Raw genomic sequence first — 24,325 nt, 5'->3', positions numbered from 1 at the left:
AGTTTAATGAAGCGCATTAGTCTAATACCATTATTCTTATTAATTATCTTCTTGCTTGATGCTTTCTCAACTGGAATTTACATCGGTTACCTTATTGTTTTATATATATTCATTTTTAAAAATAAAGAACTTTTTAAAACACTTGATTCTGAATCATTGGTAGTTCTTTCTTTCTCCATAGTTTATTCAGCATTTGATTTCTTAAATGGTAATGATAGGGGTATTCAATTACTGATAGTTCAGTCTTTATTTCCATTCTTTTTTTATTGCTTAGGTAAAATATTAATCTCCAAGAATCTAAATCAAAAAAATGTTTTTTCTTTAATTTTACTGTTTGCAGTTGTATATTCTTTTTCCTCAATCTTAACAATATTACTCGATATAAATGAAGGTGGTTTCTCTCAAATTAATAGAGATTTTAAAAGTGTTTGGGATGGAAGGATAGTCTTAGCTACTGGTATGGCCGGTTATCTCATATACAATGTGTCGCTACCAATTTTTATAATTTCAAAAAATAGCTTTCTTAATTTAATTGAAAGACTAATATTAGCTTTAGTATTCTTTATAAGCCTTATCTGTGCATTTCGTTTAGGCAGTAGAACTATAATCGTATTATCCGTATGCTCATTATTATTTGGTATTTTCTATCAATTGAAAATTCTTAACGTAAAGGAAAAGTTAAAATTTATTATAATAATTAGTATAATATCAGCAACATTTCTATACGTAGTGCCTATTGATTTAGAAGCAGATTATTTTTCTACATTAGGGCATAGATTAAGGGAAGGCACTTCGAGTAATTCAAGTGCTGGTGGTAGAACTGAATTATGGTCAAATGGTTTTTTTAAAATGTTTTCAAATCCATTAGGTTGGGACTCGGAAAAGTATGGCCACAATATGTGGTTAGACACTGCAAAAGTATCAGGATTAATAGCATTTGCGTTTTTAATTCTTTTTACGTTAAAGTCGATTATAAATACAAAAAAACTTTTTTAAAAAAAAAAATAGATGCTTCCTTAAAATTAGGTCTTGGACTTTTTACGATGGTAAGCTTAGTCTTTTTTTTTGGCGAACCAATTCTTGAAGGTAATATATACCTATTTGTATTTTTTTGCTTACAACAAGGTATCCTTAAAAAAAGTTTGGAGTTGTTTGGCACTAAAAATTAACAAAGTCTTAGTATTCCCTTGACGGTTTAAATCAATAAACAGGATAACCATTTAATATGGTATTTCATATAATAAAAGAAATCATTTGAAGTTAAATATGGATATTTGCCTTAAATCTAATCTTACAATGAAAAATAAAATAGCTCTGATAACTGGTGTGACGGGACAAGATGGTGCTTACCTAAGTGAATTTTTATTAAAAAAAGGATATGAAGTACACGGCTTAAAAAGAAGGTCGTCCTTGTTTAATACGGATCGAATAGACCATTTATACCAAGATCCGCATTTAGAAAATAGAAATTTTATTCTCCACTATGGGGATATGACGGACAGCACTAACTTAATCCGCTTAATACAAGAAATACAACCAGACGAAATTTATAATCTAGCGGCTATGAGCCATGTAGCGGTTTCCTTTGAAACCCCAGAATATACAGGTAATGCAGATGGGCTGGGCACCTTACGTATATTAGATGCTGTTCGATTATTGGGTTTAGGTGAGAAAACAAGAATATACCAAGCCTCCACTTCTGAACTTTATGGAAAAGTTCAAGAGGTACCGCAATCTGAAACGACTCCATTCTATCCTAGAAGTCCGTACGCCGTAGCAAAAATGTATGCCTATTGGATAACCGTGAATTACCGTGAAGCCTACAATATGTATGCTTGTAATGGTATTTTGTTTAATCACGAATCTCCCATACGAGGAGAAACTTTTGTTACAAGGAAAATAACAAGGGCAACGGCGCGTATTGCTTTGGGGTTGCAAGATAAGTTTTATTTGGGAAATCTAGATGCACAAAGAGATTGGGGGCATGCGAAAGATTATGTGCGTATGATGTGGATGATCTTACAGGCAGACCAAGCAGAAGATTGGGTAATCGCTACTGGAAAAACAACTCCGGTTCGCGATTTTGTTCAGATGAGTTTTGCAGAAGTTGGTATAGAACTGGAATTTAAAGGTGAAGGTGTAAACGAAAAAGGTTATGTGAAAGCCTGTAGCAATCCAGATTATCAAATAGAAATAGGAAAAGAGATTTTGGCTGTTGATCCAAAGTACTTTAGGCCTACCGAAGTTGATTTATTGATAGGCGACCCTACAAAAGCGAAAACAAAATTGGGTTGGGTACCAGAATATGATTTGCAGGACTTGGTTAAAGATATGATGCAAAGTGATTTAAAGTTAATGCAAAAAGATCAATATCTTAAAGAAGGTGGCTATCGTATTCTTAATTACTTTGAATAAATAATGAAAGTAGATTCTAAAATATATATAGCGGGCCATAGAGGTTTGGTAGGTAGTGCCATAGTGAATAACCTTAAGGCTAAAGGTTATACTAACCTGATTACTAGAACACATTCTGAGCTGGATTTAACAGATTCTGAACAAGTTGCTGATTTTTTCAAAAACGAAAAGCCTGAATTTGTTTTTTTAGCTGCAGCCAAAGTGGGCGGCATTGTTGCCAATAATACCTATCGTGCAGATTTTATTTATGAAAATCTGATGATACAGAACAATGTTATTCACCATAGCTATCTAAACAAAGTTCATAAATTACTATTCTTGGGAAGCACCTGTATTTATCCTAAAAACTGTCCGCAGCCAATGAAAGAAGAATATTTGTTAACGGATAGTTTAGAATATACCAATGAGCCTTATGCCATTGCAAAAATTGCTGGTATTAAATTATGTGAAAGTTATAATTTGCAATATGGCACCAATTTTATTTCGGTAATGCCCACAAATCTATACGGGCCTAATGATAATTTCGATTTAAAAAAATCCCATGTACTCCCTGCCTTAATTCGAAAGATTCACTTGGGAAAAGCACTCGAAGACAATGATTGGTTCACTATTGATAAAGATTTGGATAAATTACCCATAGAAGGTGTCTCTGGATCTGAGGATATGCAAACAAAAATTGAGGTGCTAAAAAAATATGGGGTTACAACTAACCCAAATGGAGGCATCTCTGTTGAAATTTGGGGTACCGGTAATCCTAAACGAGAATTTTTATGGTCAGAAGATATGGCTGAAGCATGTGTTTTTTTGATGGAAAATCGAGATTCTAAGGATACTTTTAGTGATAATTTAAAGGAAATTAGAAATACACACATCAACATTGGTACTGGTTTAGACATCTCTATAAAGGATTTGGCCCAGCTAATAAAACAGCATTTGGGCTTCAAAGGGAGTTTTATTTTTAATTCTGATAAGCCAGATGGCACCATGATTAAAAGAACAGACGTTTCTAAGCTTCACAAATTGGGTTGGAAACATCAGATAGATGTAAAAGATGGTATAGACAAGCTATACAATTTTTATATTAATGTTTAACTCTTTTATTACGTAAAAATAGAATATTGATTTTGTCCTCTTAACTCTCCTTCAAAAAAAATGGTCATAGAGGCTATAATAATTCATCAAAAAACCATTAATTAATTATGTGTGGTATTTTAGGAACCGTTCCAGCAACAGCTTACGAATCTTTTAAAGACTCATTAGATACACTTACCCATCGCGGACCTGATAGTTTCGGAATTGAGTCCATTGAAAGTTTTGTGTCTCTTGGTCACCGTAGGTTATCCATCTTAGATATTTCTAAGAACGGTCACCAACCCATGCAAACAGATGATAAACGGTATAGTGTCGTCTTTAACGGTGAAATCTATAACTTTTTAGAAATAAAAAAAGAGTTATTGGATCTAGGGCACCACTTTAAATCTACATCAGATACCGAGGTACTGCTTAAATCATATATACAATGGGGTGAGAAAAGCGTTTTAAAATTTAATGGCATGTGGGCCATTGCTATATGGGACAACCATAAAAAGGAATTGTTTCTGTCTAGGGATAGATATGGTAAAAAACCCCTTTTCTATGCTTTTATAGAAGGTAAATTTATTTTTGCCTCTGAGATGAAAGCCATATATCCGTATTTTAAGAATATTGAGGTTTCAGAGGATTTTGATTGGATGAAAAAGAATATTTTCTTTTATGAAGCGACTGACAAATGTCTGATCAAGGGAATAAAACGTTTCCCTGCAGGATATAGTGGCACCTTAAAAGAAGGCAAATTAACTACGTATCGCTATTGGAATACATTAGATCATTTGGTAGAAGTGCCCAAAACCTATGAAGAACAAGTAGAACGGTTTCGCGAATTGTTTATGGATGCCTGTAAACTGCGCATGCGCGCAGATGTTACCATTGGCACTGCACTTAGTGGTGGTTTAGACAGTAGCGCTACCATTTCAGCCATGGCGCATTTAGCTAAAAACAACAACAGCTACTCCAAAGACTGGCAGCACGCCTTTGTAGCTTCTTTTCCTGGTACTCCCTTAGATGAATCACATTACGCTAAAATGGTTACCGATAATTTAGGGATGAAATCTACATTTATAGATATTGAGCCTTTGGAACATTGGGGCAAACTCGAAGAATATTTTTATCTTTTTGAAGACTTATACATTACCTCTCCCCTACCAATGATAATGCTATATGGTGCTGTTAAAAAAAATGGGGTTACGGTTACCTTAGATGGCCATGGGGCAGATGAAATGTTAAGTGGTTACCAACAAGGCACCCTAGAAAGCTTATGGGATGCCCGTTTTAGTCCAAAAAAAATAAAAGATATTTTGGCTATTTATCAGGGTAGCGAAAATGAAGACACCACCCAATACAATAAAACAAGTAACTTTAAACTCCTTTCGGAGTTTATGTTAAAGAAGAGCGCGAAAAAGCTTTTAGGTCACAAGATGCCCTCTAAGGACCAAGATCATCCCAATTTTAAAAAATTGGATAATCATGCGCAGTACTTATATGCCATGTTCCATGAAAATATCTTACCTACACTTTTAAGAAACTATGACCGATATGCCATGATCAATAGTGTTGAGATTCGGATGCCATTTATGGATCATCGCATCGTAAGTTTTATGAATTCGCTACCCTACTCTAGCAAATTGGGTGATGGCTACACCAAACGTATCGTCAGAGATGCCCTTGATCCATATATGCCAAAAGAGGTAACTTGGCGAAAGTCTAAGATAGGCTTTAGTTCCCCAATAGTAGACTGGATGCAAAATGAATTAAAAGAATGGTTTTTAGATAATGTTAGCTCAAGGGCATTTTTAGAATCCGATTTAGTGGAAAATACTAATGATTTAAAAAATAAAATAACTCAAATAGTAAGAAAAGAAAATAACAGCTTCATTGATGCACAAAAATGTTGGACAGAATTTTCACCATATATTTGGGAAAATGCCGTTTTAAAAAGAAAAATAAGTTAGATTCTTAACAATACTAATGAAATGAACAAATTATTTAAGAAAATAGTACTCTCAAATAAGCTATTGACATTTTTTGCCATTTCAATAAACAAAATTTATCTAAAAAGAAAGTACAAGCTTCGGTTTGATAAAAATGTATTTATTGGTTTTTCGGTTATTCCTGAGGGGCGAAACTATTTTTCGGATAATAGTTCTATTACTGGTTCTTTTATTGGTTATGGTTCATATTTAGGAGCGGGTACCAAAATTTCTAAAACTAGAATAGGTCGTTATAGCTCTATAGGGCCAAACGTAAAATGTGTTTTTGGAAAACATCCTACGGACACTTTTGTATCTACGCATCCTGTCTTTTTTTCTATCAACAGACAAATGGGATTCTCGTATACAGATATTCAGTTATTTGATGAGTACGAACCGAATCGCGATAAAGATGATAAGTATTCAATATTAATTGGAAATGATGTTTGGGTAGGTGCGAATGTTACCATTATGGATGGTGTTAGTATTGGAGACGGAGCAATAATCGCCTCCAATTCTTTGGTAAACAAAGATATAGACCCATATAGTATCGTAGGTGGTTTGCCTGCTAAAATAATAAAGAAGCGCTTTTCTGAAGAAAAAATAAAATTTCTGCAGGAATTAAAATGGTGGGATAAGCCGGAGTCATGGATTAGTTCGAATGCAGCCTTATTTGTGGATATTGAATTACTTCTAAGAAAATATAAAAATGAATGAAATTTCTACACCAATAGTTATTGTTGGCTTTAACAGACCTAAATCATTATACAGGTTACTTAATTCCTTAGCTAGTGCTTATTACCCAAATAATAATATTCACTTAATTATAAGTATAGATAAAAGCGAGCATAATAAGGATGTTCTAGATATTGCGAAAGAATTCGAGTGGAAACATGGAAAAAAGATCATTAATTACAATTCTGAAAACTTGGGCCTAAGAAAACACATTATACAATGTGGAGATTTAAGCATAAAATATGGTTCAGTAATAATACTTGAAGACGATTTATACGTATCACCCAACTTTTATTTTTATTCTTTATTCTCATTAAACTATTCTAAGGATAAAGATTACATTGGAGGTATTTCTTTATACAATCACCAAACCAATGTGCATAATAATAAAAAGTTCATCCCATTGCAGGACGGTTTTGACAACTGGTATTTTCAATTTGCCTCTTCCTGGGGACAAGCATGGACTAGAGAACAATGGCAAGACTTTAAAATTTGGTATAAAAAAAATGAAAAACTACCTACGCATATTGACATTCCGCAAAATGTTCAAAATTGGTCAAACAAATCTTGGCTAAAATTTTTTATTGCTTTTTTAATACAATCAAATAGGTTTTTTCTTTATCCAAAAATTTCTTTAACAACAAATTTTAGCGATATTGGAACACATGTTGGCAACGATAGCACAAGTTTTCAAGTGCCCTTAATACTAAATAAAAAGACTAATTATAATTTTGGAGAAATTGAGAAATCTAAATCTGTATATAATTCCTACTTTGAAAACATAACTTTAGCTAAAATCTTAGAAATTCCTAAAAAAGATATTTGCATAGATCTATATGGTTATCACTCTGGAACGTCAAGAAAATATTGGTTAACATCAAAGATTCAAGATTTTGAGATTATAAAATCCTATTCTCAATCATTAAAACCAATCGAATTAAATGTTATTAATAACTTAAACGGTAATGATTTATTTCTGTATGATACTTCAATTTACGAAAAAAATATTTTCAAGTATAATAGAGTTAAACAAATAATGTATGATATCAAGCACATATCATATAATGACTTAACACACTTGCTTATTACTGAAACAAAGGCAAAAATAAAACGTTTGATAAAAAAAGTTCTTAGAAAAACCTAGTTATATTATGGTCCAGTACATTCCATTATTTTTGGCTATTATTTTGCTGAATCAACTAGTATATAAAACATAGAATGATTAAAAAAATAGTACTATTTATTCTTAGCTTAAAATCTCTTTTTTACAATTTTATTCTCTTTAAATATAAGAATGTTAGCTGTAAGGGAAGACCAATAATTTATGGCAGACTGCGTATTTTTGGTCAAGGAATAATTGTATTCAATCATAGCGTTACGATAAACTCTAGTCTAAATTCTAATCCTATTGGTGGAGATACAAAAACCATTCTCTCAGTTGCCAAAGACGCTAAACTTACAATCGGTTCAAATACAGGAATATCAAATACTACAATTTTTTGTAAAAAAGAAATCACAATTGGGAGCAATGTGAAAATTGGCGGTTCAGTAAAAATATATGATTCAGATTTTCATTCTTTAGATTTTATAAAAAGGCGAGATGTAGAAACAGATATCCCAAAAATGGCTTCCGTAAAAATTGGAAATGACTGCTTCATTGGTGCCCATAGTATTATTTTAAAAGGTGTTACAATTGGCGACACTTCCATAGTTGGAGCTGGGTCAGTTGTAACCAAATCAATTCCTAAAGGAGAAATATGGGGTGGTAATCCTGCAAAATTTATCAGAAAATTATAGCTTATTATCTAATCTTAACCTCTTAACTAGGATTTTATAAAACTTAGCCAAAATCTTAATTAATTAGGAAAGAATAAATATAACTTTGCGTCGTTCTTTATTTGACAATAATTAGGTTATGCTAAAATTTGCGGTCTTGCTTACTTGTTTTAATAGAAAAGATAAGACAGAGGCTTCCTTAAATTCTATCTACTCGGCATTTGAAAACGTAAAAGATCGTTTTCAAATGGATGTTTTTCTTACCGACGATGGCTCTACTGATGGTACTGGTAAAATGGTTTCTGAAAAATACCCTAAAATCCATATTTTAAAAGGTACAGGAACATTATACTGGGCCGGAGGAATGCGAAATTCATGGAACAAAGCACTTGAAGGCAATTATGATGCATACTTATTATTAAATGATGACACCAATGTTGAAAAGGATCTTTTTAAAAAGATAATTGAAACTGAAACCTTTTGTAAAAAACAAAATGGAATTTCTGGGGTATATGTTGGAGCTACAGTAGATTCAAAAACCAATGAGCTAACTTATGGTGGGTCTAATTATACCAATAGATTATTAGGTACTGCTAAAAGACTTCCTGTTATTGATGCTCCGCAATCCTGCGAACTTGGTAATGCCAATATAATGTGGGTTCCAAAAAATGTAGTTGACAAAGTTGGGATTTTAGGAAAAGGATATATTCACGGAATGGCCGATTATGATTATACCATGATGGCGGTTAAAAATAATTTGCCTGTCTATGTTATACCGGGTATTTCTGGAAAATGCAGCAACGACCACGGTAATATTTATGAAAGATTCATGAAGTTGACCTTTAGGAAAAGGATTCAGTTTTTATACAGCCCCATCGGGCTGGATTTTAAATCTCAGATTTATCACATGAAAAGGCATTTTCCGTTAAGACTACCGATTTTTGTACTAACTGGGTGGTTAAAAGTTGCATTTCCAAAGTTATATTATAGAAAAATTTACAGTGCTAGAATTAAGCCTAGCAATTAATGGATTAAAGAAATCATAAAACCAGATTAAAAATGGCATTAGACCAAAAAGAACTAATTTTTTTAATCCAGGCTTTTGAGCAGCCTAGAATTCTTAAGATTATTTTAGATAAATCAAAAGAATTTGATAGGGTATTTGTTTATGGTTTTACAAGAAAAATTCATGCTGTAGAGAATTATAGGATATTGGATGGTCATGAAAACATCCAATATAAGATAGTAGGTACTTTTGAAGATAAAAAATACTGGAACAGGCTTTTTGCTTATCTAAAACTCTTGGTGCTGATTTATATAAAACATGGCTTAAAGAAAAAGCATCTATATGTAGTAGGTCTGGATTTACGAATGTTGTGTGTATTTATTCTAAACAAGTATGTTGAATATGTCATTAGCGACATTGCTTGGTTATATTACCCCAAAAACCTTAAAAGAATTTTTGGAAAAATTGATCAGTTACTAGCAAAATATTCTAATAAAGTATTAATGACCTCCAAAGGGTTTTACAACAGTTATTATAAAAATTATGTACCTGAGAACCAACTTATATTGACCGAAAATAAATTGGCTACCTATGGTAGGGTATTTCCATTGAATGAATTAAAAAAAGATAAAATAAGGATCGCTTATGTTGGTGCCTTTAGATACAGCGACATTATCAACAACCTGCTTAATGTTGTGAAGAAAAACAAGAATTTAGAGCTTAATTTTTACGGGGATGGATTTTCTGAAATCGTCGAAAAAATGAAATCTCATGCTAAAGCGTATGATAATATTACCTTTAACGGAGCTTTTAAAAATCCTGACGATTTGCAAGGTATTTACGAGCAGAACAATATCAACTTTGTTGTTTACAATAATCTTTTAGCTAATGAGAGGGTAGCAATGCCCAACAAATTTTATGAATCCGGCTTTTTTAACATGCCCATTCTCTGCGCTACTAACACTTATGTGGGAGAAAGGGCATTAGAATTAAATATGGGTTGGGTTTGCGATATAACCGAGAATACCATTGAAGATTTCTTCAGCAAATTGAGTATTGATGACATACTCGCAACCCATGAAAATATAAAACAACTAGATAAATCGCAGTTTAATTACTAACAAGAGAGCTAGGTAAAGGATTCAATTAATAAACTCAATAAAAAAATAGTATTGAAAAAGAAAAATCTAATAATTTTTGGCACCAGGCCTGAAGCTATAAAAATGGCACCTTTGGTAAAAGCTTTCGATGATTCTTCCAAGTTTGAAACTAAAGTATGTGTAACAGCACAACATCGCGAAATGTTGGATCAAGTTTTAGACTTTTTTGGCATTACCCCAGAGTATGATTTGAATCTAATGAAACCAGGTCAAAACCTATATGGATTGACCGCTGCCATCATTACTGGTTTACAGGAAGTTTTAGAAGAATACAAGCCAGATTATGTTTATGTCCACGGAGATACAACAACTACAATGGGGGCAAGTATAGCTGCATTTTATTCAGGGGCAAAAGTATGTCACGTTGAAGCAGGTTTGCGTACGTTTAATAAGTATGCGCCATTTCCTGAAGAAATAAATCGAACAATAACAGGAAGGGTAGCAGATTATCATTTTGCCCCTACACAAACTTCCCATACTAATCTAACGAATGAGGGAGTTGACCAAGAAAATATTCTTATCACTGGAAATACTGTAATTGATGCTCTTTTTGACAGTGTTGATAAAGTAAATGGAATGGATAGTCCAGAACTGAATAAATTAAAAGATAAAATAGACGATAGCAAGAAACTGATTCTGGTCACTGGTCATAGAAGAGAAAATCATGGCCAAGGGTTTATTAACATTTGCAGTGCTTTAAAAACAGTTGCTGAAACTCATAAAGATGTTGAGATTGTTTATCCCGTGCATCTAAACCCAAAAGTTCAAAAACCTGTTTACGAGCTACTAGGTAATTTAGAAAACGTAAAACTAATTGATCCTTTGGCGTATCCAGAATTTGTTTGGTTAATGAATAGGTGCTACCTGGTCATTACTGATAGCGGTGGTGTACAAGAAGAGGCGCCAAGTTTAGGGAAACCTGTTTTGGTTATGCGAAATACTACAGAAAGGCCTGAAGCGGTAGATGCAGGAACTGTTATTCTAGTGGGTACCGACAAAGAAAAAATAGTGGAAAATACCTTCACGCTGCTTAATGATATCGCTCAATATGAAAAAATGAGCAAGCTCCATAATCCTTACGGTGATGGTAGTGCTAGCCAAAGAATTGTTTCTTATATGGAGGCTTTAATTAATTATTAAAATACTATAGATGTTCAAAAATAAAATACTACTTATAACCGGAGGTACCGGATCTTTTGGTAATGCGGTTTTAAACCGGTTCTTAGAAACGGATATCAAAGAAATACGTATTTTCTCTAGAGATGAGAAAAAGCAAGACGATATGCGAAATCGGTTAAAGAATGAAAAAGTAAAGTTTTATATAGGGGATGTAAGGGACTACGCCAGTATTGATAAAGCGATGCGTGGTGTAGATTACGTTTTTCATGCAGCTGCCTTAAAACAAGTACCTTCTTGTGAATTCTTTCCAATAGAAGCTGCCAAAACGAACGTTTTTGGTACGCAAAATACAATCGATGCCGCTGTAGCCAACAATGTCAAACGCATTATCTGCCTAAGTACTGATAAGGCTGCCTACCCTATAAATGCAATGGGAATCAGTAAAGCGCTTATGGAAAAGGTTGCTGTAGCCGCTTCAAGAAACATTCATGACGACAATACCATAGTTTGCTTGACCAGATATGGTAACGTAATGGCCTCTAGAGGTTCTGTGATACCACTTTTTGTAAAGCAAATAGAGGAAAAAACACCTCTAACCGTTACCGACCCTAAAATGACCCGTTTTTTAATGTCATTAGAAGACGCTGTAGATTTGGTGCTTTTTGCCTTTAAACATGGTAATCAAGGTGATTTGTTTGTGAACAAAGCTCCTGCAAGTACTATTGGAGACTTAGCACAAGCGATAAAAGAAATTTTCAACGCTAATAACGATATCAAAGTTATAGGAACAAGACACGGTGAAAAACTTTATGAAACCCTTTGTACTCGCGAAGAAATGCAAAAGGCCGAAGACATGGGAGATTTTTATAGAATTCCAGCAGACAATAGGGACTTAAATTACAGCCGCTACTTCTCTGAAGGTGAAACAGATGTAAGTGAAATAGAAGATTATCATTCGCATAATACAGAACAGTTAAGCAATGATGAATTAAAAAAGACATTGTTGAATCTTGATTACATAAAGGAATTAATTTAATATGCGTTCATTAATTGAGGGAGATGATTTTACCGATTCTAGAGGAACAATCAAGTTCTTCAATACCTTTAAAATGAATTCAATTGTTAGAATGTATGAGATTAACCCAGCTAGCGTAGATATTATTAGAGCATGGCAGGGACATCAAGAAGAACAAAAATGGTTTTACTGTACCCATGGAAAATTTATCATAAACCTAGTTTCTGTATCTAATTTTGAAAAACCATCAAAAACAATCGAGCCTAAGAAAATAGTATTGGATAGTGCTAAACCAAAGGTGCTTCAAATCTCTGGAGGATATGCCTCTGGAATAAAAGCTGCCGAAAAAGATTCTAAACTTTTAGTATTTTCAAATTTTACTACAGAACAATCAAAAAAAGATGATTTTAGATATTCTCCTGACTTTTGGAATGGAGATTGGAAATTAAAATAAGATTTAATGAAGATAAAAGTAGGAGTAACTGGGCAAGCAGGTTTCGTAGGTTATCATCTATATAATACGTTAGCCTTAAAAGAAAATATTTCATTAATTCCCTTTGAAAGGTCTTACTTTAAAAATCAAAAACAACTCGAAGGCTTTGTTAAAGATTGTGATATCATAGTTCATTTGGCCGCTATGAATAGACATGAGGATCCACAAGTAATTTATGACACCAATATCGCTTTAGTTAACGATCTTGTCAAGGCCTGTGAGAGTTCTAACTCTAAGCCACACATTATTTTTTCATCTTCTTCGCAAGAAGAGCGGGATAATCTTTATGGAAAATCAAAAAAAGAAGGAAAATCCATTCTATTTAATTGGGCAAAAAATAAAGGTGGAAAAGCAACCTCATTAACCATACCCAATGTCTTTGGTCCATTCAGTAAGCCAAACTATAATTCTGTTGTTGCCACATTCTGTCATAAAATAGCACATAATGAAGAACCTACAATTATAAATGATGGTGAAGTTGGTCTTATATACATCAATGATTTAATCCAACATTTTGTAAACACACTAAAGGGTACCACTAAAGTTGTAGCTATTGAACAAAATTGTTTTGAATTAGCTATAGAACCTAATACGTATGTAAAAGTCTCTCAGATTTTAAGTATTTTAAAAAGGTATAAATCCGATTACATGGAGAAAGGTATTTTTCCATGTCTTGAAAAATCATTTGAAAAAGCGCTGTTCAATACCTTCAGGTGTTATGTGCCCGCAAATCATTATCCTGTTAAGTATACAAAACATACCGATAATCGAGGTAGTTTTGTTGAAATTGCTCGAACAGAAACTAGTGGGCAGTTTTCTTTCTCAACAACAGTTCCGGACATAACTAGAGGGAACCACTTTCATACCAGAAAGGCGGAACGCTTTGCTGTAATCAGTGGAAAAGCATTGATACAACTAAGAAAAATCGGTACTAATGATGTCATCGATTATTATCTCGATGGCAGTGAACCAGCTTACGTAGATATGCCTATTTGGCACACCCACAATATAAAAAATGTTGGAGAAGAAGAATTAATAACCCTTTTTTGGATTAATGAACCTTATAATCCTGAAGATGCTGACACTTATTTTGAAAATGTTTGAAACTAAATCTCAAAAATTAATCTTTTGAAAAAACTTAAAGTACTTACCGTAGTAGGAACACGACCAGAAATTATTCGTTTGGCTTGTGTTTTAAATGCATTAGATGCAAATAAAGCAATAGATCATACTTTAGTCCATACCGGACAAAACTATGACTATGAGTTAAATGAAATTTTCTTTGACGATTTAGGAATTAGAAAACCGGATGTTTTTTTGAACGCAGCTGGAAAAAATGCTACGGAAACTGTCGGTAACATTCTTATCAAGATTGATCCAGTCTTAGAAGAAAAAAATCCAGATGCTTTTTTAGTGCTAGGAGACACCAATTCGTGCCTTTGCGCTATACCCGCAAAGAAAAGAAAGATTCCTGTGTTTCACATGGAAGCGGGCAATAGATGTTTTGATCAACGTGTTCCTGAAGAGACCAATAGGAAAATCGTTGACCATGTAGCAGATATCAACTTAACATATAGTGACATAGCGAGAGAATATCTTTTGCGTGAGGGTCTTTCACCTGATCGTGTTATCAAAACGGGAAGTCCGATGTTCGAAGTTTTGAATAAATTCAAATTAAAAATAGAGCAATCAGATGTTCTAGATAAACTAAAGCTTGAAAAACAAAAATTCTTTGTAATCTCTTCCCATAGAGAAGAAAACATTAGTAATCCGAAAAACTTTGAAGGACTAATTACTTCTCTAAATCTTATTGCCGAAAAATACAACTACCCTGTTATTGTTTCTACACACCCAAGAACCAGGAATATGTTGGATGCAAAAAAAATAAAGGCACATAAAAACGTACAGTTTTTAAAACCTTTGGGGTTTTCAGATTATAATGCGCTGCAATATCATTCCTATGCTGTATTATCTGATAGTGGAACAATTTCAGAAGAATCTTCCATTCTTAATTTTCATGCTTTAAACATAAGGGAAGCCCATGAAAGACCAGAAGCAATGGAAGAAGCGTCTGTTATGATGGTAGGTTTAAATCCTGAACGAATACTACAGGCATTAACCGCTTTAGAGGTACAGGAAAGAAATCCAAATAGAACATTTAGACCCGTAGCGGACTATTCTATGCCAAATGTAAGCGAAAAAGTTGTGCGAATTATATTGTCATATGTAGATTATATCAATAGAACAGTCTGGTCAAAATCATGAAAATAAAAAAAGTTCTTTTTTTAGCTCTTAGTTTTCCTAATGTAGCAAAGACAACGCATCTTTATACAGACTTAATGCACACTTTTCTTAAAAAAGGACATGAAGTCTTGGTTATAGGTCCGTTTAGGGATGATTCTTCTAAAAAGTCAGAAATTGTAGTTGAAAGTGGAATGAAAATCTTGCGTGTACCCACTTTAAGCCTATTTGGTGGTGGTATAATAGAAAAAGGGCTTTCCAACCTTCTCTTACCGCTTCAATATAAAAGAGCGCTGAAAAAGCATAACATCAGTTCAGATTTTGATTTGATTTTAATGCCAACCCCACCCATTACCTTAATTAACGTTGCCTTATGGATGAAAAAGAAATCTAGGGGAAAATTGTACTTAATATTACGAGATATTTTTCCTCAAAATGCCGTTGATTTAAAAATGATGAGTAAAACCAGTATTATCTATAAATACTTTAGAAAAATGGAAGTGCGTTTATACAAAAACGCAGATAGTATTGGTTGCATGTCACCGGCGAATGTTGATTTTGTAAAACAGCACAACCCCTATTTGGATTTTAATAAACTGCATCTATTGACCAATTGGGATAATGTCTATAAAATTGAGGAAAACTTTGACCCACAGATATTGAAAGAAAAGCATGGTTTGGCAAATAAAGTGGTTGCGATTTTTGGTGGAAATATTGGTTTACCGCAGCGTTTAGAAAATATAATTATGCTTGCCAAAGAATGCCAAGATATAAATGGTCTTGTGTTCTTTATTATTGGTAAAGGGACAGAAAAAAGTAAAATTGAGAAAATGGTTTCGCAATTAAACTTAAAAAATGTAGTACTCAAAGATAGTGTGCCTAGAAAAGAGTACAATAGGTTATTAAGTATCGCCGATATTGGTTTGATATCGTTGAACCAAGACTTTACAATTCCCAACTACCCTTCAAAAGTAAACTCCTATTATTGTTTTAAAAAGCCAGTACTGGCATCCGTAGACACCAATACTGATTTTGGCAGAATACAAGAAGATATAGGATGTGGTTTTTGGTCACCGGCCGGTGACATCAAAGCGCTTAAAAGAAATCTTCTGAAATTATATGAAAGTAAAGAATTAAGAGCTGAAATGGGGCAGAACGGTTATGAGTATATGGTTACTCATCTAACTCCAGAAATAGCATATCATACAATATGCCAAAATATATAAGGTTTTGCTTAAAAAGTGTCATTATGATTGATTCATTTAGAACTTTTAGCAAAATAATATTTCTTAATGTCACACTTCAACTACTTTTTTTACAATTATATCCATTAAACTAATTGTTAAGGAGAAAATCGCGTAATTTCAATATATTACAATAACCAAAGCCAATCTGTTTCTTATCAATTTCAGTAGTTTTTTTAAGAGGATTAGGGTATTTCTTAACGATAAAGACAAAAAGCCTTTTTTACAAATATTCAAAGAGGTGTTTGAATTATGGTTTTTAAAGAAAAGATTTCCTTTACACTATTTCGGCAGGTTCTTATATAGAAAAAATATCAAAAATCATCGAGATTACCTTGATATGCACGAATATTTTACCATAATTCAACTAGAAGAGCATAATCAAAAAGAGTATATTGATATATTACAGAATAAACTCTCATTCGCTTTTTTTTGTAATAACAATAATATTCCAATTCCTAAGCTTTTTGGTTATAACCTTGGAAACAGATTCTTCTATAAGGATACTAGACAAATAATGAACTCTCATAAAGATGTGACAATCTTTTTTAGGGACTTATTAAAAAACTCTGGTCAAGAAAAGTTGTTTGTTAAAACCCTTTCCGATTATGGTGGAAAAGGTGTATTTATGTTGAATTATAATAATCTAGATAAACAAATAAGTTTAATTGGGGATACAATATTAAAAAGTGGTGCGATTTTTCAAGAAGCAATTATCCAGCATCCCAAAATTTCAAAAATATATCCTAACAGTGTAAACACCTTACGTATTGACACCTACATTGATAACAAAAATGTGTCTCATGCATTTAGTATTACAATGAGGGTTGGGGCAAGAGGGAGTACTGTAGATAATATTTCTTCTGGCGGCTTTTTTATTCCAATAGATTCAAAAACATATAAACTTTCCAAGAACGGTTTTCAAGCAATGATATATGGGGGCGATAAATATGAAATACATCCAGATACTCATTTTATTTTCGAGGGATTCGAAGTGCCTTTTGCGAAAGAGGCCAAGGAATTATGTGTTGAGCTTTCTAACTGTATCCCCAATAGATTGACCGGTTGGGATATTGCCGTTACCGAGAAGGGACCTATTGTAATAGAAGGCAATAACGAACCTTATATCCTAATGGGAGAAATAGGCTACAAGGGATACATTAAACATCCTCTTTTCAAAGAAATACTAACTAATATCAAAAAATAATGATAAATTTCTATGATAAAAATTGAGTTCTAAAACTAATATAGTTTTTGAAATGACATAAATACTTTTATAAAGTTCCCCCAGTATTAAACCGTAGAGGTGTTGCATTTAATTTAATTAAAAATGATTAGACAAAAAGCATTCTGGGCAATAGATAAGTTAAAAGGAGGTGGCATAAAAAAGCACCTTAACGACATTAAATCGATTATAGAGAATTATGACAGTAATGAATCTATAGACCGTCGCAAGGAACATCTTACCAATATTCTTAAGCATTCTTCAAATACTACCATTTTTTATTCAGATTACAGGAGCTATACTTCCCTTGGTGACTTTCCAGTAATTGATAAAAATATTCTAAGAGCTAATTTCGATAATTTTCAAGCACAACAGGGTTTTTCAAATCCAATCATCCAGGTCAAAACCAGCGGATCTACTGGAACACCATTTCAAGTAAATCAAGATATAATAAAAAAAAAACGTAATACTGCTGACACTTTATTTTTTGGTCAAAAAGGAGGATATGCTTTAGGGCAACCTTTGTACTATTTTAGAAAGTGGGATACTACAAATTCAAAAAGTATTCTGGCTAAGTCGATTCAAAACATTATCCCTATTGATGTTTCGGACCTCAATAATCAATACGTGAGCAAGTTGATAGATGAACTCTCTAAAAAAAGAAAATCAGTTGCATTAATTGGTTATTCGTCTGCATACAAAGAGCTATGCACTTATTCAAAAAAAAGAGAGTTAAAACTAAAATCATCTGTATCCTCAATTATCGCAATAGCTGAAGCTTTAAATCCAAAAACAAAAAGAGAATTGGAGGTTCTTTTTAAAACAGATGTTCTTTCTAGATACAGCAATGTGGAAAATGGAATCTTAGCCCAGCAATTACCTGGTTTTGGAAATGACTTTCATATTAATTGGGCGAGTTACTTTATAGAGATTCTTGAAATAGGTAGCAATAAGCCTGCTAAATATGGAGAGCTTGGAAGAATTGTAATAACCGACTTGTTTAATTATTGTATGCCCATGATTAGATATGATACCGGAGATTTAGGGGTGATGAATATGACAAAAAATGAATTTAACAATGCTCCTGTTCTTACAAGGATTGAAGGGAGAAAGATGGATGTCTTATTTGATACTATGGGAAACAGAACCTCCTCATATTTGGCCTATGAGCTTGAAAGCTTCCCTGAATTAAAACAGTTTCAAGTTATACAAGAAGGTAAAAAAGATTATTTGGTCTTATTAAATATTGAAGGCAGTTTTGATAAAGAGCAGCAAGTAACACAAAGGCTAAAGAAATACTTGGGAAATAATGCAAATATTTATTTTGAATATCGGGATGAAATACCTCGTCTATCTTCTGGCAAAAGAAAACTTACATTGAATAAATATTATTTAGATAAAACCAGGTAGAACCTTTTCTATTTGCCAAAATACTAGGACAGTTCTATTTTAAGAATATTGAATTTAATTTTAACAACCTTATATATTAATGCAAGTTTAGTAGAATCTTAAGAATTAATGTTGATGATTTTTTAATTAAAAAACTTACTATGTATTGTTTTTATTGCTATCTATATCTATCTATTCTAATTAAACCATCTATGGTCTTTATTAGAATCTTTCCGTTATATTCTAAATATACCTCTCCTGGTTTAAAATCTTGAGCAGATTTTATAAGTGGACTGTGAATAATCTTACTGGCTTCAAAGATGATATGTTTTATTCCATTTATAATTGCAGTACTTCCTTGGCTCAATAAATTAAAACTTCTAACTTTTCTTAGTATAATCTCCGTAGGCATTTCTTCAAAATCAATTTGTTGTTTTTCCGGAGTTCTATTAAAATAGGATTTATTTCCTATCTGTCGATATCCATCAAACTTGAAATTAGTTTCGAGCAACTTTTTCCAACCTTTCTTAAAAACTTCTCCCTCTAATTTAAAAGATAAATGATATAATAATCCTAAATCTAAGTCTTCCGTGATATCTTCTTTTAATTGATATATAATGTTTCCTGTATCTATCCCCTTATCTATAAAGTGCATTGTAGCGCCATAAAATTTATAATCCAAATAAAATATGCCATTAAGAGGTGTTTTTCCCTGTAGATGAGGTAAGTATGTAGGGTGAATATTTAATAGTAGTTTATTGGAACCAAACTTTTCAACAGGAAAGATTATGGGACATCCATTCGAAATTAAAATATCAAAATCAAAGTTCACCAATTCTTTCAACACCGCTGCCCTATCATCCATTGTAAACGAAATGAAATCGTCACCACTTTTTATTAACTGTCGTTCAATAAAACTGTTCTTCAAAGTATATACTTTTGAAAATTCTATCCCCATGCTAATAGCAGCATTATAAACATGGATTCGTGAACCAATAAACACCAATTTTTTCATACGACATTTGCTTAATGTAAAGTAAGGGATACTTAACCTTTTTTTATAACATTATACCTTTTTTAATTTCATCATTGAAACATTATTGTTTCTTTTGAAGAAATATTTTTTTAGTGAACATTGGGTTAATAGGATATGGTTCTTTCTTTCATGAAATAGATCATCAGGATTTAAGCAATGAAGCAGATAAAGGTTTCTTAAATCAATATCAACTATACTATACAGGAAGGCATGCTATTAGACATCTTATAGATACTATTGCACTAACTAAGAAAATAGATACTATCTGGCTTCCAAAATATTATTGTCAACATGTTACGCATTGGTTAAAGCAGGTATATCACAATATTGAGTTTTATCATATTGACCCATTTGATCCTAAAAAAAGTTTTGACTGGAAAAATCACACAAATACGAACGACGTCATTATCTTAAATAATTTTTGGGGGCTATATTCCTATGAGATTCCTTCTGCGGAAAAACGTCCAATTGTAATTGAGGATCACTCTCATGGGTGGTTAAGCAATGGTTGCAAAAATAGTACTGCCGATTTTTGTTTCTCTTCTTTAAGAAAGACACTCCCCGTTCCTTTGGGAGGTATTGTTTGGATACCTGAAAAATCAAATACCAATATTAAAATCAATGATTTTACCGAAAGTAATATTGTTCAGCAAGAAGAGTTTATCACAAACTCATGGGAACAAATGACAAGAGCCATGCATCTAAAAAGAAAGTGCGAATCTTTAAATCAAAAAGAACAATATCTACGCATTTATAATACGGCCGAACAATATTTGCATGAACAGCATGAAGTTATACCCGTTAAAAAGGAACACAATAAGTTTATTAATAACTTTCTTTTTAAGGATTATACAACAGGCAAGAAAAAGAACTTACTTTATATTTATGAAAAAATTGAAATTACACCATTTTTTAAGATTATCAAGAAAGAATCTCAAGCAAGCTTTGGGCTTCAATTAGGCTTTAAGTCTCGTTCCATTTTTGATGATTTAAAAACGTTTTTGGTAAGTAAATCAATTTATCCTTCAGAGCTTTGGCCAAATAATACTATAGAATGTGAATTTAAGTACTTAATGAATATTCATGTTGACTTTAGATATACGTCGAACGATATGGAGTATATTTCAACAAACATCAATGAATGGCTTCTAAATGAAGTCTAATTATTATTTTATGTATCAAAACTTTTTTAAAAGAATATTTGATTTTGTAGGTGCTACGGGAATCTTTCTTGTTTTATCGCCAGTATTTCTTATGGTTGCAATAATCCTATGGATAGACTTTAAGGGCAATCCTTTTTTCTTTCAAGAAAGGCCAGGTAAGAATGAAAAAATATTTAAAGTGGTTAAGTTCAAAACAATGAACAATAAGAAAGATAGTAATGGTGAATTATTATCTGATGCAAAGAGAATTACAAAGCTAGGGTTGTTTGTTAGAAAAACATCCCTTGATGAAATACCACAATTATTTAATGTAATTATGGGAGATATGAGTTTAATTGGTCCACGTCCCTTAAGAACCTATTATTTACCTTACTATAGTAAAGAGGAAAGTAAAAGGCATTCTGTGCGACCTGGAATTACGGGTTTAGCACAAGTATCGGGAAGAAATTTTCTGACATGGGAAGAACGCTTTTCATTTGATATAGAATACGTAAAAGATATTTCGTTTAAAAAAGATATGCTAATTCTTGTCGAAACTGTCAAAAAGGTTTTTTCTTCTTCAGATGTGGCAGTTGATCAAGATGAATTTATAGACAGTTTTCACATTTATAGAGAGAAACAAATAGCCAAAGGCACTTTTAAAAATGAATAATCTCGAAGTCATCAAGCTTAGCAAAGTAGCGTTGGCAAATGCCTTAAAGACTAATCGATTCTGGCAAAAAACTGGCAATATTCCCTTTACAAAAAGTAAAGCGGAATGGTTGCTCAGAAATGAACGCATGGAAGATGATGATATTTGTTCTATACTAATTTACGATACTGGGATTTTGATTTCCTATATTCTAATGATTCCGGATATTGTAAAATATAATGAAACCAACCATAAAGTTTTTTTCAGTCTTAGATGGTGGGTCGCAGATAAATTCAAAGACTCCGTTATTCCTACCTATACTAGGAGCCTCTCTTTTCAGGAAGTAAATAATAAGGTCTTCATTAAGTTTGTCGGAAAAGATGTACAACACTTTTATAAAAAGCAACCATTTAAAGAGTTATTCCCGAGAAAGAGATACCTTATTTTATTCAAAATCGATTCTAAAATTCTTGTAAATAAGGTTAAGGCTCTTTATGTATTTAAGCCTATTCTAAAGACCATCGATTGGGCATCTCTTAGATACACCACTTTTATTAATAGACTTAAAATTAAGAAACACAAAAGTATATCTTATGAATACCTAAATTACATTGATGTCAACAGTTGGAATTTTATTCAAAAATTCTGTAATGATGATTTGATTCCTAAAACACAGCAATATTTAAATTGGCAACTATGCAACAACCAGTATGTGCAAACACAGAAAAAAACTAAAGTAAACAGCTACTGTCTGGCCTTTAGTATGAGTTCACATATCTACAACTTAAGCTTTTTAATAAAAAAAGAAGGTAACACTATAGGTTTCACATCTGTTCTGATAAGATCAAAAGAATATATTGTAAGATACTTTCTCTGTGATGATTCAAATTTTAAATATTGTGCCAATGCAATAATGGAAAGTTTTTTGAACTCTGGCTCATCAATGATGCAGACAGAAAATGAAAAGCTTGGAGCCTTTATAAAGAAGAGATATCTAAATATACATACCAATGAAACCGGCTTGTATGCCCTTACCCATAATGACTTAGGTATCGATTTTCAAGGGTTATCTTTAAAAGAACATGACGCCCATTACGTTTAAAATATTTTTTAATGAATTTTATCCATAAACTTCATCAATCTTTCCATAAAAATTCGAGGTTAAAGGCGTTTTGTATCGCTAATCAATTCTTCGCCTACGAAGACTTAAATATTCAAATTAATAATATTAGGGTTATTATTCAGAATAAAACCGATTCAACTGAAAAATTAATTGGTCTAGTTACAAATAATGACATTGAAACTTATGCTTCAATCTTTGCGTTATGGATGGAAGGCAAAGCATACATACCTATTAATCCTGATGCTCCCTTGGAGAGAAACAATGATATTCTTAAACAAATAAAGTCAAAATATGTATTAGACTCTTCCAATAGATACTTAGAAACAAATTCTTTCAAGGTTCTTAATACAAAAGAGTTAAACGAAAGTAAACTTGAAAATTTTGAAATAAAGAATTTTGAACCAACCGAGATAGCTTATATTTTATTTACAAGTGGAAGCACAGGTAAGCCTAAAGGAATCCCTATTAGTTTTGAAAACCTAAACACTTTGATCTTTTCAGTAATTAATGATTCAAATTTTGTTTTAAAAAGTTCTGATCGGTGTTTGCAAATGTACGACCTTACTTTTGACGCTTCTATAACTGCCCTTTTACCAGGGCTTTTTGCAGGAGCGTGTATTTATACAATACCTACCCAAAGTATAAAATACTTAGAAGTATTTAAATTACTTACAAAACATAAGTTAACGGTAATTAAAATGGTACCATCTATTATACATTATCTTAGACCATACTTTAACGAAATAGATGCTCCATTCGTAAGGTATTGTATTTTTGGAGGTGGAAAACTATTTGTAGATATTATTGAAGAATGGCAAAAGAGTATACCGAACAGTAAAATTTTCAATCACTACGGACCAACTGAATTCACAGTTTGCGCAAGCTATTATGACTGTACGCAACCTGAAAATCGCAAGACCCGAAATGGTGTATTATCCATTGGTAAACCATGGAGCGGAGTCGACTATAGAATAATTGGTGAAAATGGTCTTGATGTAGACAATGGTGTAGAAGGAGAACTATGCCTTTCTGGAAAACAGCTTACATCTGGTTACATCAATAACAAAACACTAAATAGTAAACAGTTTTTTCTTACCAAAAATAAAGAAGGATTAAGTTCACGGTTTTATAAAACAGGTGACGTATGTATAAAAGATAGTGAAGGTGATTTGCTATATATCGAAAGAAAAGATTTTCAAGTAAAAATTAGGGGGAATAGAATAGAATTAGGTGAAATTGAATACAACGCAAAAAAAATACTACCCAATACCGACCTTATTGCGATTGATATAACTAATGAATTGGGAAATACCGAATTGGCATTAGTAATAATCGGTAAAAATACCGATATTCATGGCATCAATCGAGAATTGAAAACTGTACTTCCCCCTTACATGGTTCCCACAAAATACCAGTTTCTGAACGAATTTCCTATGAGTAGCAACGGAAAAATTGACAGAAAGAAGTTAAGAGCAATTATAAATTAACG

General features: G+C 32.5%; 22 protein-coding genes. 21 read left to right on the top strand and 1 reads right to left on the bottom strand.

Features of this window, described 5'->3' with window-relative positions; translation table 11 throughout:
• Positions 1-6: 6 nt before the first annotated feature.
• The 17 genes from ACZ1GR_RS17895 (at position 7) to ACZ1GR_RS17815 (ending at position 18,904) form a co-directional block, all read left to right on the top strand.
• Positions 7-996, top strand: coding sequence for an O-antigen ligase family protein (locus tag ACZ1GR_RS17895; RefSeq protein ID WP_472610212.1), 990 nt, complete (start codon positions 7-9; stop codon positions 994-996).
• Positions 997-1,296: 300 nt separating this feature from the next.
• Positions 1,297-2,415 carry a GDP-mannose 4,6-dehydratase gene (gmd, locus tag ACZ1GR_RS17890; RefSeq protein ID WP_472610211.1) on the top strand — a complete coding sequence of 373 codons (1,119 nt, stop codon included), beginning with the start codon at positions 1,297-1,299 and terminating at the stop codon, positions 2,413-2,415.
• Positions 2,416-2,418: 3 nt separating this feature from the next.
• The gene (locus ACZ1GR_RS17885; protein WP_472610210.1) at positions 2,419-3,507 is read left to right on the top strand and encodes a GDP-L-fucose synthase family protein; all 1,089 of its coding nucleotides are present in this window, start codon (positions 2,419-2,421) and stop codon (positions 3,505-3,507) included.
• A gap of 107 nt (positions 3,508-3,614) precedes the next feature.
• On the top strand, positions 3,615-5,462 hold the full coding sequence (asnB, locus tag ACZ1GR_RS17880; protein WP_472610209.1) for an asparagine synthase (glutamine-hydrolyzing): 1,848 nt from the start codon (positions 3,615-3,617) through the stop codon (positions 5,460-5,462).
• A gap of 21 nt (positions 5,463-5,483) precedes the next feature.
• Entirely contained in the window at positions 5,484-6,197 is a 714-nt protein-coding gene (locus ACZ1GR_RS17875; protein WP_472610208.1) for a CatB-related O-acetyltransferase, read from the top strand.
• The gene (locus ACZ1GR_RS17870; RefSeq protein WP_472610207.1) at positions 6,190-7,359 is read left to right on the top strand and encodes a glycosyltransferase family protein; all 1,170 of its coding nucleotides are present in this window, start codon (positions 6,190-6,192) and stop codon (positions 7,357-7,359) included. Before ACZ1GR_RS17875 ends, ACZ1GR_RS17870 begins: the two co-directional genes overlap by 8 nt.
• A gap of 74 nt (positions 7,360-7,433) precedes the next feature.
• Positions 7,434-8,012 carry an acyltransferase gene (locus ACZ1GR_RS17865; protein WP_472610206.1) on the top strand — a complete coding sequence of 193 codons (579 nt, stop codon included), beginning with the start codon at positions 7,434-7,436 and terminating at the stop codon, positions 8,010-8,012.
• 118 nt (positions 8,013-8,130) lie between these two features.
• Positions 8,131-9,018 carry a glycosyltransferase family 2 protein gene (locus ACZ1GR_RS17860; protein ID WP_472610205.1) on the top strand — a complete coding sequence of 296 codons (888 nt, stop codon included), beginning with the start codon at positions 8,131-8,133 and terminating at the stop codon, positions 9,016-9,018.
• A 32-nt stretch (positions 9,019-9,050) separates the two neighbouring features.
• The gene (locus ACZ1GR_RS17855) at positions 9,051-10,118 is read left to right on the top strand and encodes a glycosyltransferase family protein (RefSeq protein WP_472610204.1); all 1,068 of its coding nucleotides are present in this window, start codon (positions 9,051-9,053) and stop codon (positions 10,116-10,118) included.
• 51 nt (positions 10,119-10,169) lie between these two features.
• Positions 10,170-11,297 carry a non-hydrolyzing UDP-N-acetylglucosamine 2-epimerase gene (gene wecB, locus ACZ1GR_RS17850; protein WP_472610203.1) on the top strand — a complete coding sequence of 376 codons (1,128 nt, stop codon included), beginning with the start codon at positions 10,170-10,172 and terminating at the stop codon, positions 11,295-11,297.
• Positions 11,298-11,307: 10 nt separating this feature from the next.
• Complete coding sequence (locus tag ACZ1GR_RS17845; protein WP_472610202.1) at positions 11,308-12,312, top strand: polysaccharide biosynthesis protein; 1,005 nt, start codon at positions 11,308-11,310, stop codon at positions 12,310-12,312.
• A 1-nt stretch (position 12,313) separates the two neighbouring features.
• On the top strand, positions 12,314-12,745 hold the full coding sequence (locus ACZ1GR_RS17840; RefSeq protein WP_472610201.1) for a hypothetical protein: 432 nt from the start codon (positions 12,314-12,316) through the stop codon (positions 12,743-12,745).
• 6 nt (positions 12,746-12,751) lie between these two features.
• Positions 12,752-13,888 carry a polysaccharide biosynthesis C-terminal domain-containing protein gene (locus ACZ1GR_RS17835; RefSeq protein WP_472610200.1) on the top strand — a complete coding sequence of 379 codons (1,137 nt, stop codon included), beginning with the start codon at positions 12,752-12,754 and terminating at the stop codon, positions 13,886-13,888.
• 24 nt (positions 13,889-13,912) lie between these two features.
• Positions 13,913-15,049: a non-hydrolyzing UDP-N-acetylglucosamine 2-epimerase gene (gene wecB / locus ACZ1GR_RS17830; protein ID WP_472610199.1), complete on the top strand. Its 1,137-nt coding sequence runs from the start codon at positions 13,913-13,915 to the stop codon at positions 15,047-15,049.
• Positions 15,046-16,251 (top strand): glycosyltransferase family 4 protein, encoded by a 1,206-nt coding sequence (locus ACZ1GR_RS17825; RefSeq protein WP_472610198.1) that lies wholly within the window; start codon positions 15,046-15,048, stop codon positions 16,249-16,251. Before wecB (ACZ1GR_RS17830) ends, ACZ1GR_RS17825 begins: the two co-directional genes overlap by 4 nt.
• 358 nt (positions 16,252-16,609) lie before the next feature.
• Complete coding sequence (locus tag ACZ1GR_RS17820) at positions 16,610-17,476, top strand: sugar-transfer associated ATP-grasp domain-containing protein (protein WP_472610197.1); 867 nt, start codon at positions 16,610-16,612, stop codon at positions 17,474-17,476.
• 123 nt (positions 17,477-17,599) lie between these two features.
• Positions 17,600-18,904, top strand: coding sequence for a phenylacetate--CoA ligase family protein (locus tag ACZ1GR_RS17815; protein WP_472610196.1), 1,305 nt, complete (start codon positions 17,600-17,602; stop codon positions 18,902-18,904).
• Positions 18,905-19,061: 157 nt separating this feature from the next.
• Here ACZ1GR_RS17815 and ACZ1GR_RS17810 read toward each other — a convergent pair whose 3' ends face one another.
• Positions 19,062-19,898 (bottom strand): formyltransferase family protein, encoded by an 837-nt coding sequence (locus ACZ1GR_RS17810; RefSeq protein ID WP_472610195.1) that lies wholly within the window; start codon positions 19,896-19,898, stop codon positions 19,062-19,064.
• A 113-nt stretch (positions 19,899-20,011) separates the two neighbouring features.
• On the opposite strand from ACZ1GR_RS17810, the gene ACZ1GR_RS17805 reads away from it, so the two are divergent.
• Genes ACZ1GR_RS17805 through ACZ1GR_RS17790 form a run of 4 tightly spaced genes read left to right on the top strand, consistent with a single transcriptional unit; the run spans position 20,012 to position 24,323 of the window.
• Positions 20,012-21,082: a hypothetical protein gene (locus ACZ1GR_RS17805; protein WP_472610194.1), complete on the top strand. Its 1,071-nt coding sequence runs from the start codon at positions 20,012-20,014 to the stop codon at positions 21,080-21,082.
• A gap of 10 nt (positions 21,083-21,092) precedes the next feature.
• The gene (locus ACZ1GR_RS17800; protein ID WP_472610193.1) at positions 21,093-21,734 is read left to right on the top strand and encodes a sugar transferase; all 642 of its coding nucleotides are present in this window, start codon (positions 21,093-21,095) and stop codon (positions 21,732-21,734) included.
• Positions 21,727-22,815 (top strand): hypothetical protein, encoded by a 1,089-nt coding sequence (locus tag ACZ1GR_RS17795; protein WP_472610192.1) that lies wholly within the window; start codon positions 21,727-21,729, stop codon positions 22,813-22,815. The genes ACZ1GR_RS17800 and ACZ1GR_RS17795 overlap by 8 nt, the downstream gene beginning before the upstream one ends.
• Before the next feature lie 11 nt (positions 22,816-22,826).
• The gene (locus ACZ1GR_RS17790; RefSeq protein ID WP_472610191.1) at positions 22,827-24,323 is read left to right on the top strand and encodes an AMP-binding protein; all 1,497 of its coding nucleotides are present in this window, start codon (positions 22,827-22,829) and stop codon (positions 24,321-24,323) included.
• Positions 24,324-24,325: the final 2 nt, after the last annotated feature.

The sequence above is a fragment of the Croceitalea sp. W27 genome (assembly GCF_055693185.1).
This window is presented reverse-complemented; position numbering and strand designations above follow the sequence as displayed.

What these genes read in the sequence shown, in the direction of transcription:
- ACZ1GR_RS17895 (WP_472610212.1), top strand. Translation starts at nt 7, where the DNA reads ATGAAGCGCATTAGTCTAATACCATTATTCTTATTAATTATCTTCTTG.
- ACZ1GR_RS17870 (WP_472610207.1), top strand. Translation starts at nt 6,190, where the DNA reads ATGAATGAAATTTCTACACCAATAGTTATTGTTGGCTTTAACAGACCT.
- ACZ1GR_RS17795 (WP_472610192.1), top strand. Translation starts at nt 21,727, where the DNA reads ATGAATAATCTCGAAGTCATCAAGCTTAGCAAAGTAGCGTTGGCAAAT.
- ACZ1GR_RS17800 (WP_472610193.1), top strand. Translation starts at nt 21,093, where the DNA reads ATGTATCAAAACTTTTTTAAAAGAATATTTGATTTTGTAGGTGCTACG.
- ACZ1GR_RS17840 (WP_472610201.1), top strand. Translation starts at nt 12,314, where the DNA reads ATGCGTTCATTAATTGAGGGAGATGATTTTACCGATTCTAGAGGAACA.
- ACZ1GR_RS17885 (WP_472610210.1), top strand. Translation starts at nt 2,419, where the DNA reads ATGAAAGTAGATTCTAAAATATATATAGCGGGCCATAGAGGTTTGGTA.
- ACZ1GR_RS17810 (WP_472610195.1), bottom strand. Translation starts at nt 19,898, where the DNA reads ATGAAAAAATTGGTGTTTATTGGTTCACGAATCCATGTTTATAATGCT.
- ACZ1GR_RS17820 (WP_472610197.1), top strand. Translation starts at nt 16,610, where the DNA reads ATGCACGAATATTTTACCATAATTCAACTAGAAGAGCATAATCAAAAA.
- ACZ1GR_RS17815 (WP_472610196.1), top strand. Translation starts at nt 17,600, where the DNA reads ATGATTAGACAAAAAGCATTCTGGGCAATAGATAAGTTAAAAGGAGGT.
- ACZ1GR_RS17835 (WP_472610200.1), top strand. Translation starts at nt 12,752, where the DNA reads ATGAAGATAAAAGTAGGAGTAACTGGGCAAGCAGGTTTCGTAGGTTAT.
- ACZ1GR_RS17875 (WP_472610208.1), top strand. Translation starts at nt 5,484, where the DNA reads ATGAACAAATTATTTAAGAAAATAGTACTCTCAAATAAGCTATTGACA.
- ACZ1GR_RS17860 (WP_472610205.1), top strand. Translation starts at nt 8,131, where the DNA reads ATGCTAAAATTTGCGGTCTTGCTTACTTGTTTTAATAGAAAAGATAAG.
- ACZ1GR_RS17865 (WP_472610206.1), top strand. Translation starts at nt 7,434, where the DNA reads ATGATTAAAAAAATAGTACTATTTATTCTTAGCTTAAAATCTCTTTTT.
- ACZ1GR_RS17790 (WP_472610191.1), top strand. Translation starts at nt 22,827, where the DNA reads ATGAATTTTATCCATAAACTTCATCAATCTTTCCATAAAAATTCGAGG.
- ACZ1GR_RS17855 (WP_472610204.1), top strand. Translation starts at nt 9,051, where the DNA reads ATGGCATTAGACCAAAAAGAACTAATTTTTTTAATCCAGGCTTTTGAG.
- asnB (WP_472610209.1), top strand. Translation starts at nt 3,615, where the DNA reads ATGTGTGGTATTTTAGGAACCGTTCCAGCAACAGCTTACGAATCTTTT.
- gmd (WP_472610211.1), top strand. Translation starts at nt 1,297, where the DNA reads ATGAAAAATAAAATAGCTCTGATAACTGGTGTGACGGGACAAGATGGT.
- ACZ1GR_RS17845 (WP_472610202.1), top strand. Translation starts at nt 11,308, where the DNA reads ATGTTCAAAAATAAAATACTACTTATAACCGGAGGTACCGGATCTTTT.
- ACZ1GR_RS17825 (WP_472610198.1), top strand. Translation starts at nt 15,046, where the DNA reads ATGAAAATAAAAAAAGTTCTTTTTTTAGCTCTTAGTTTTCCTAATGTA.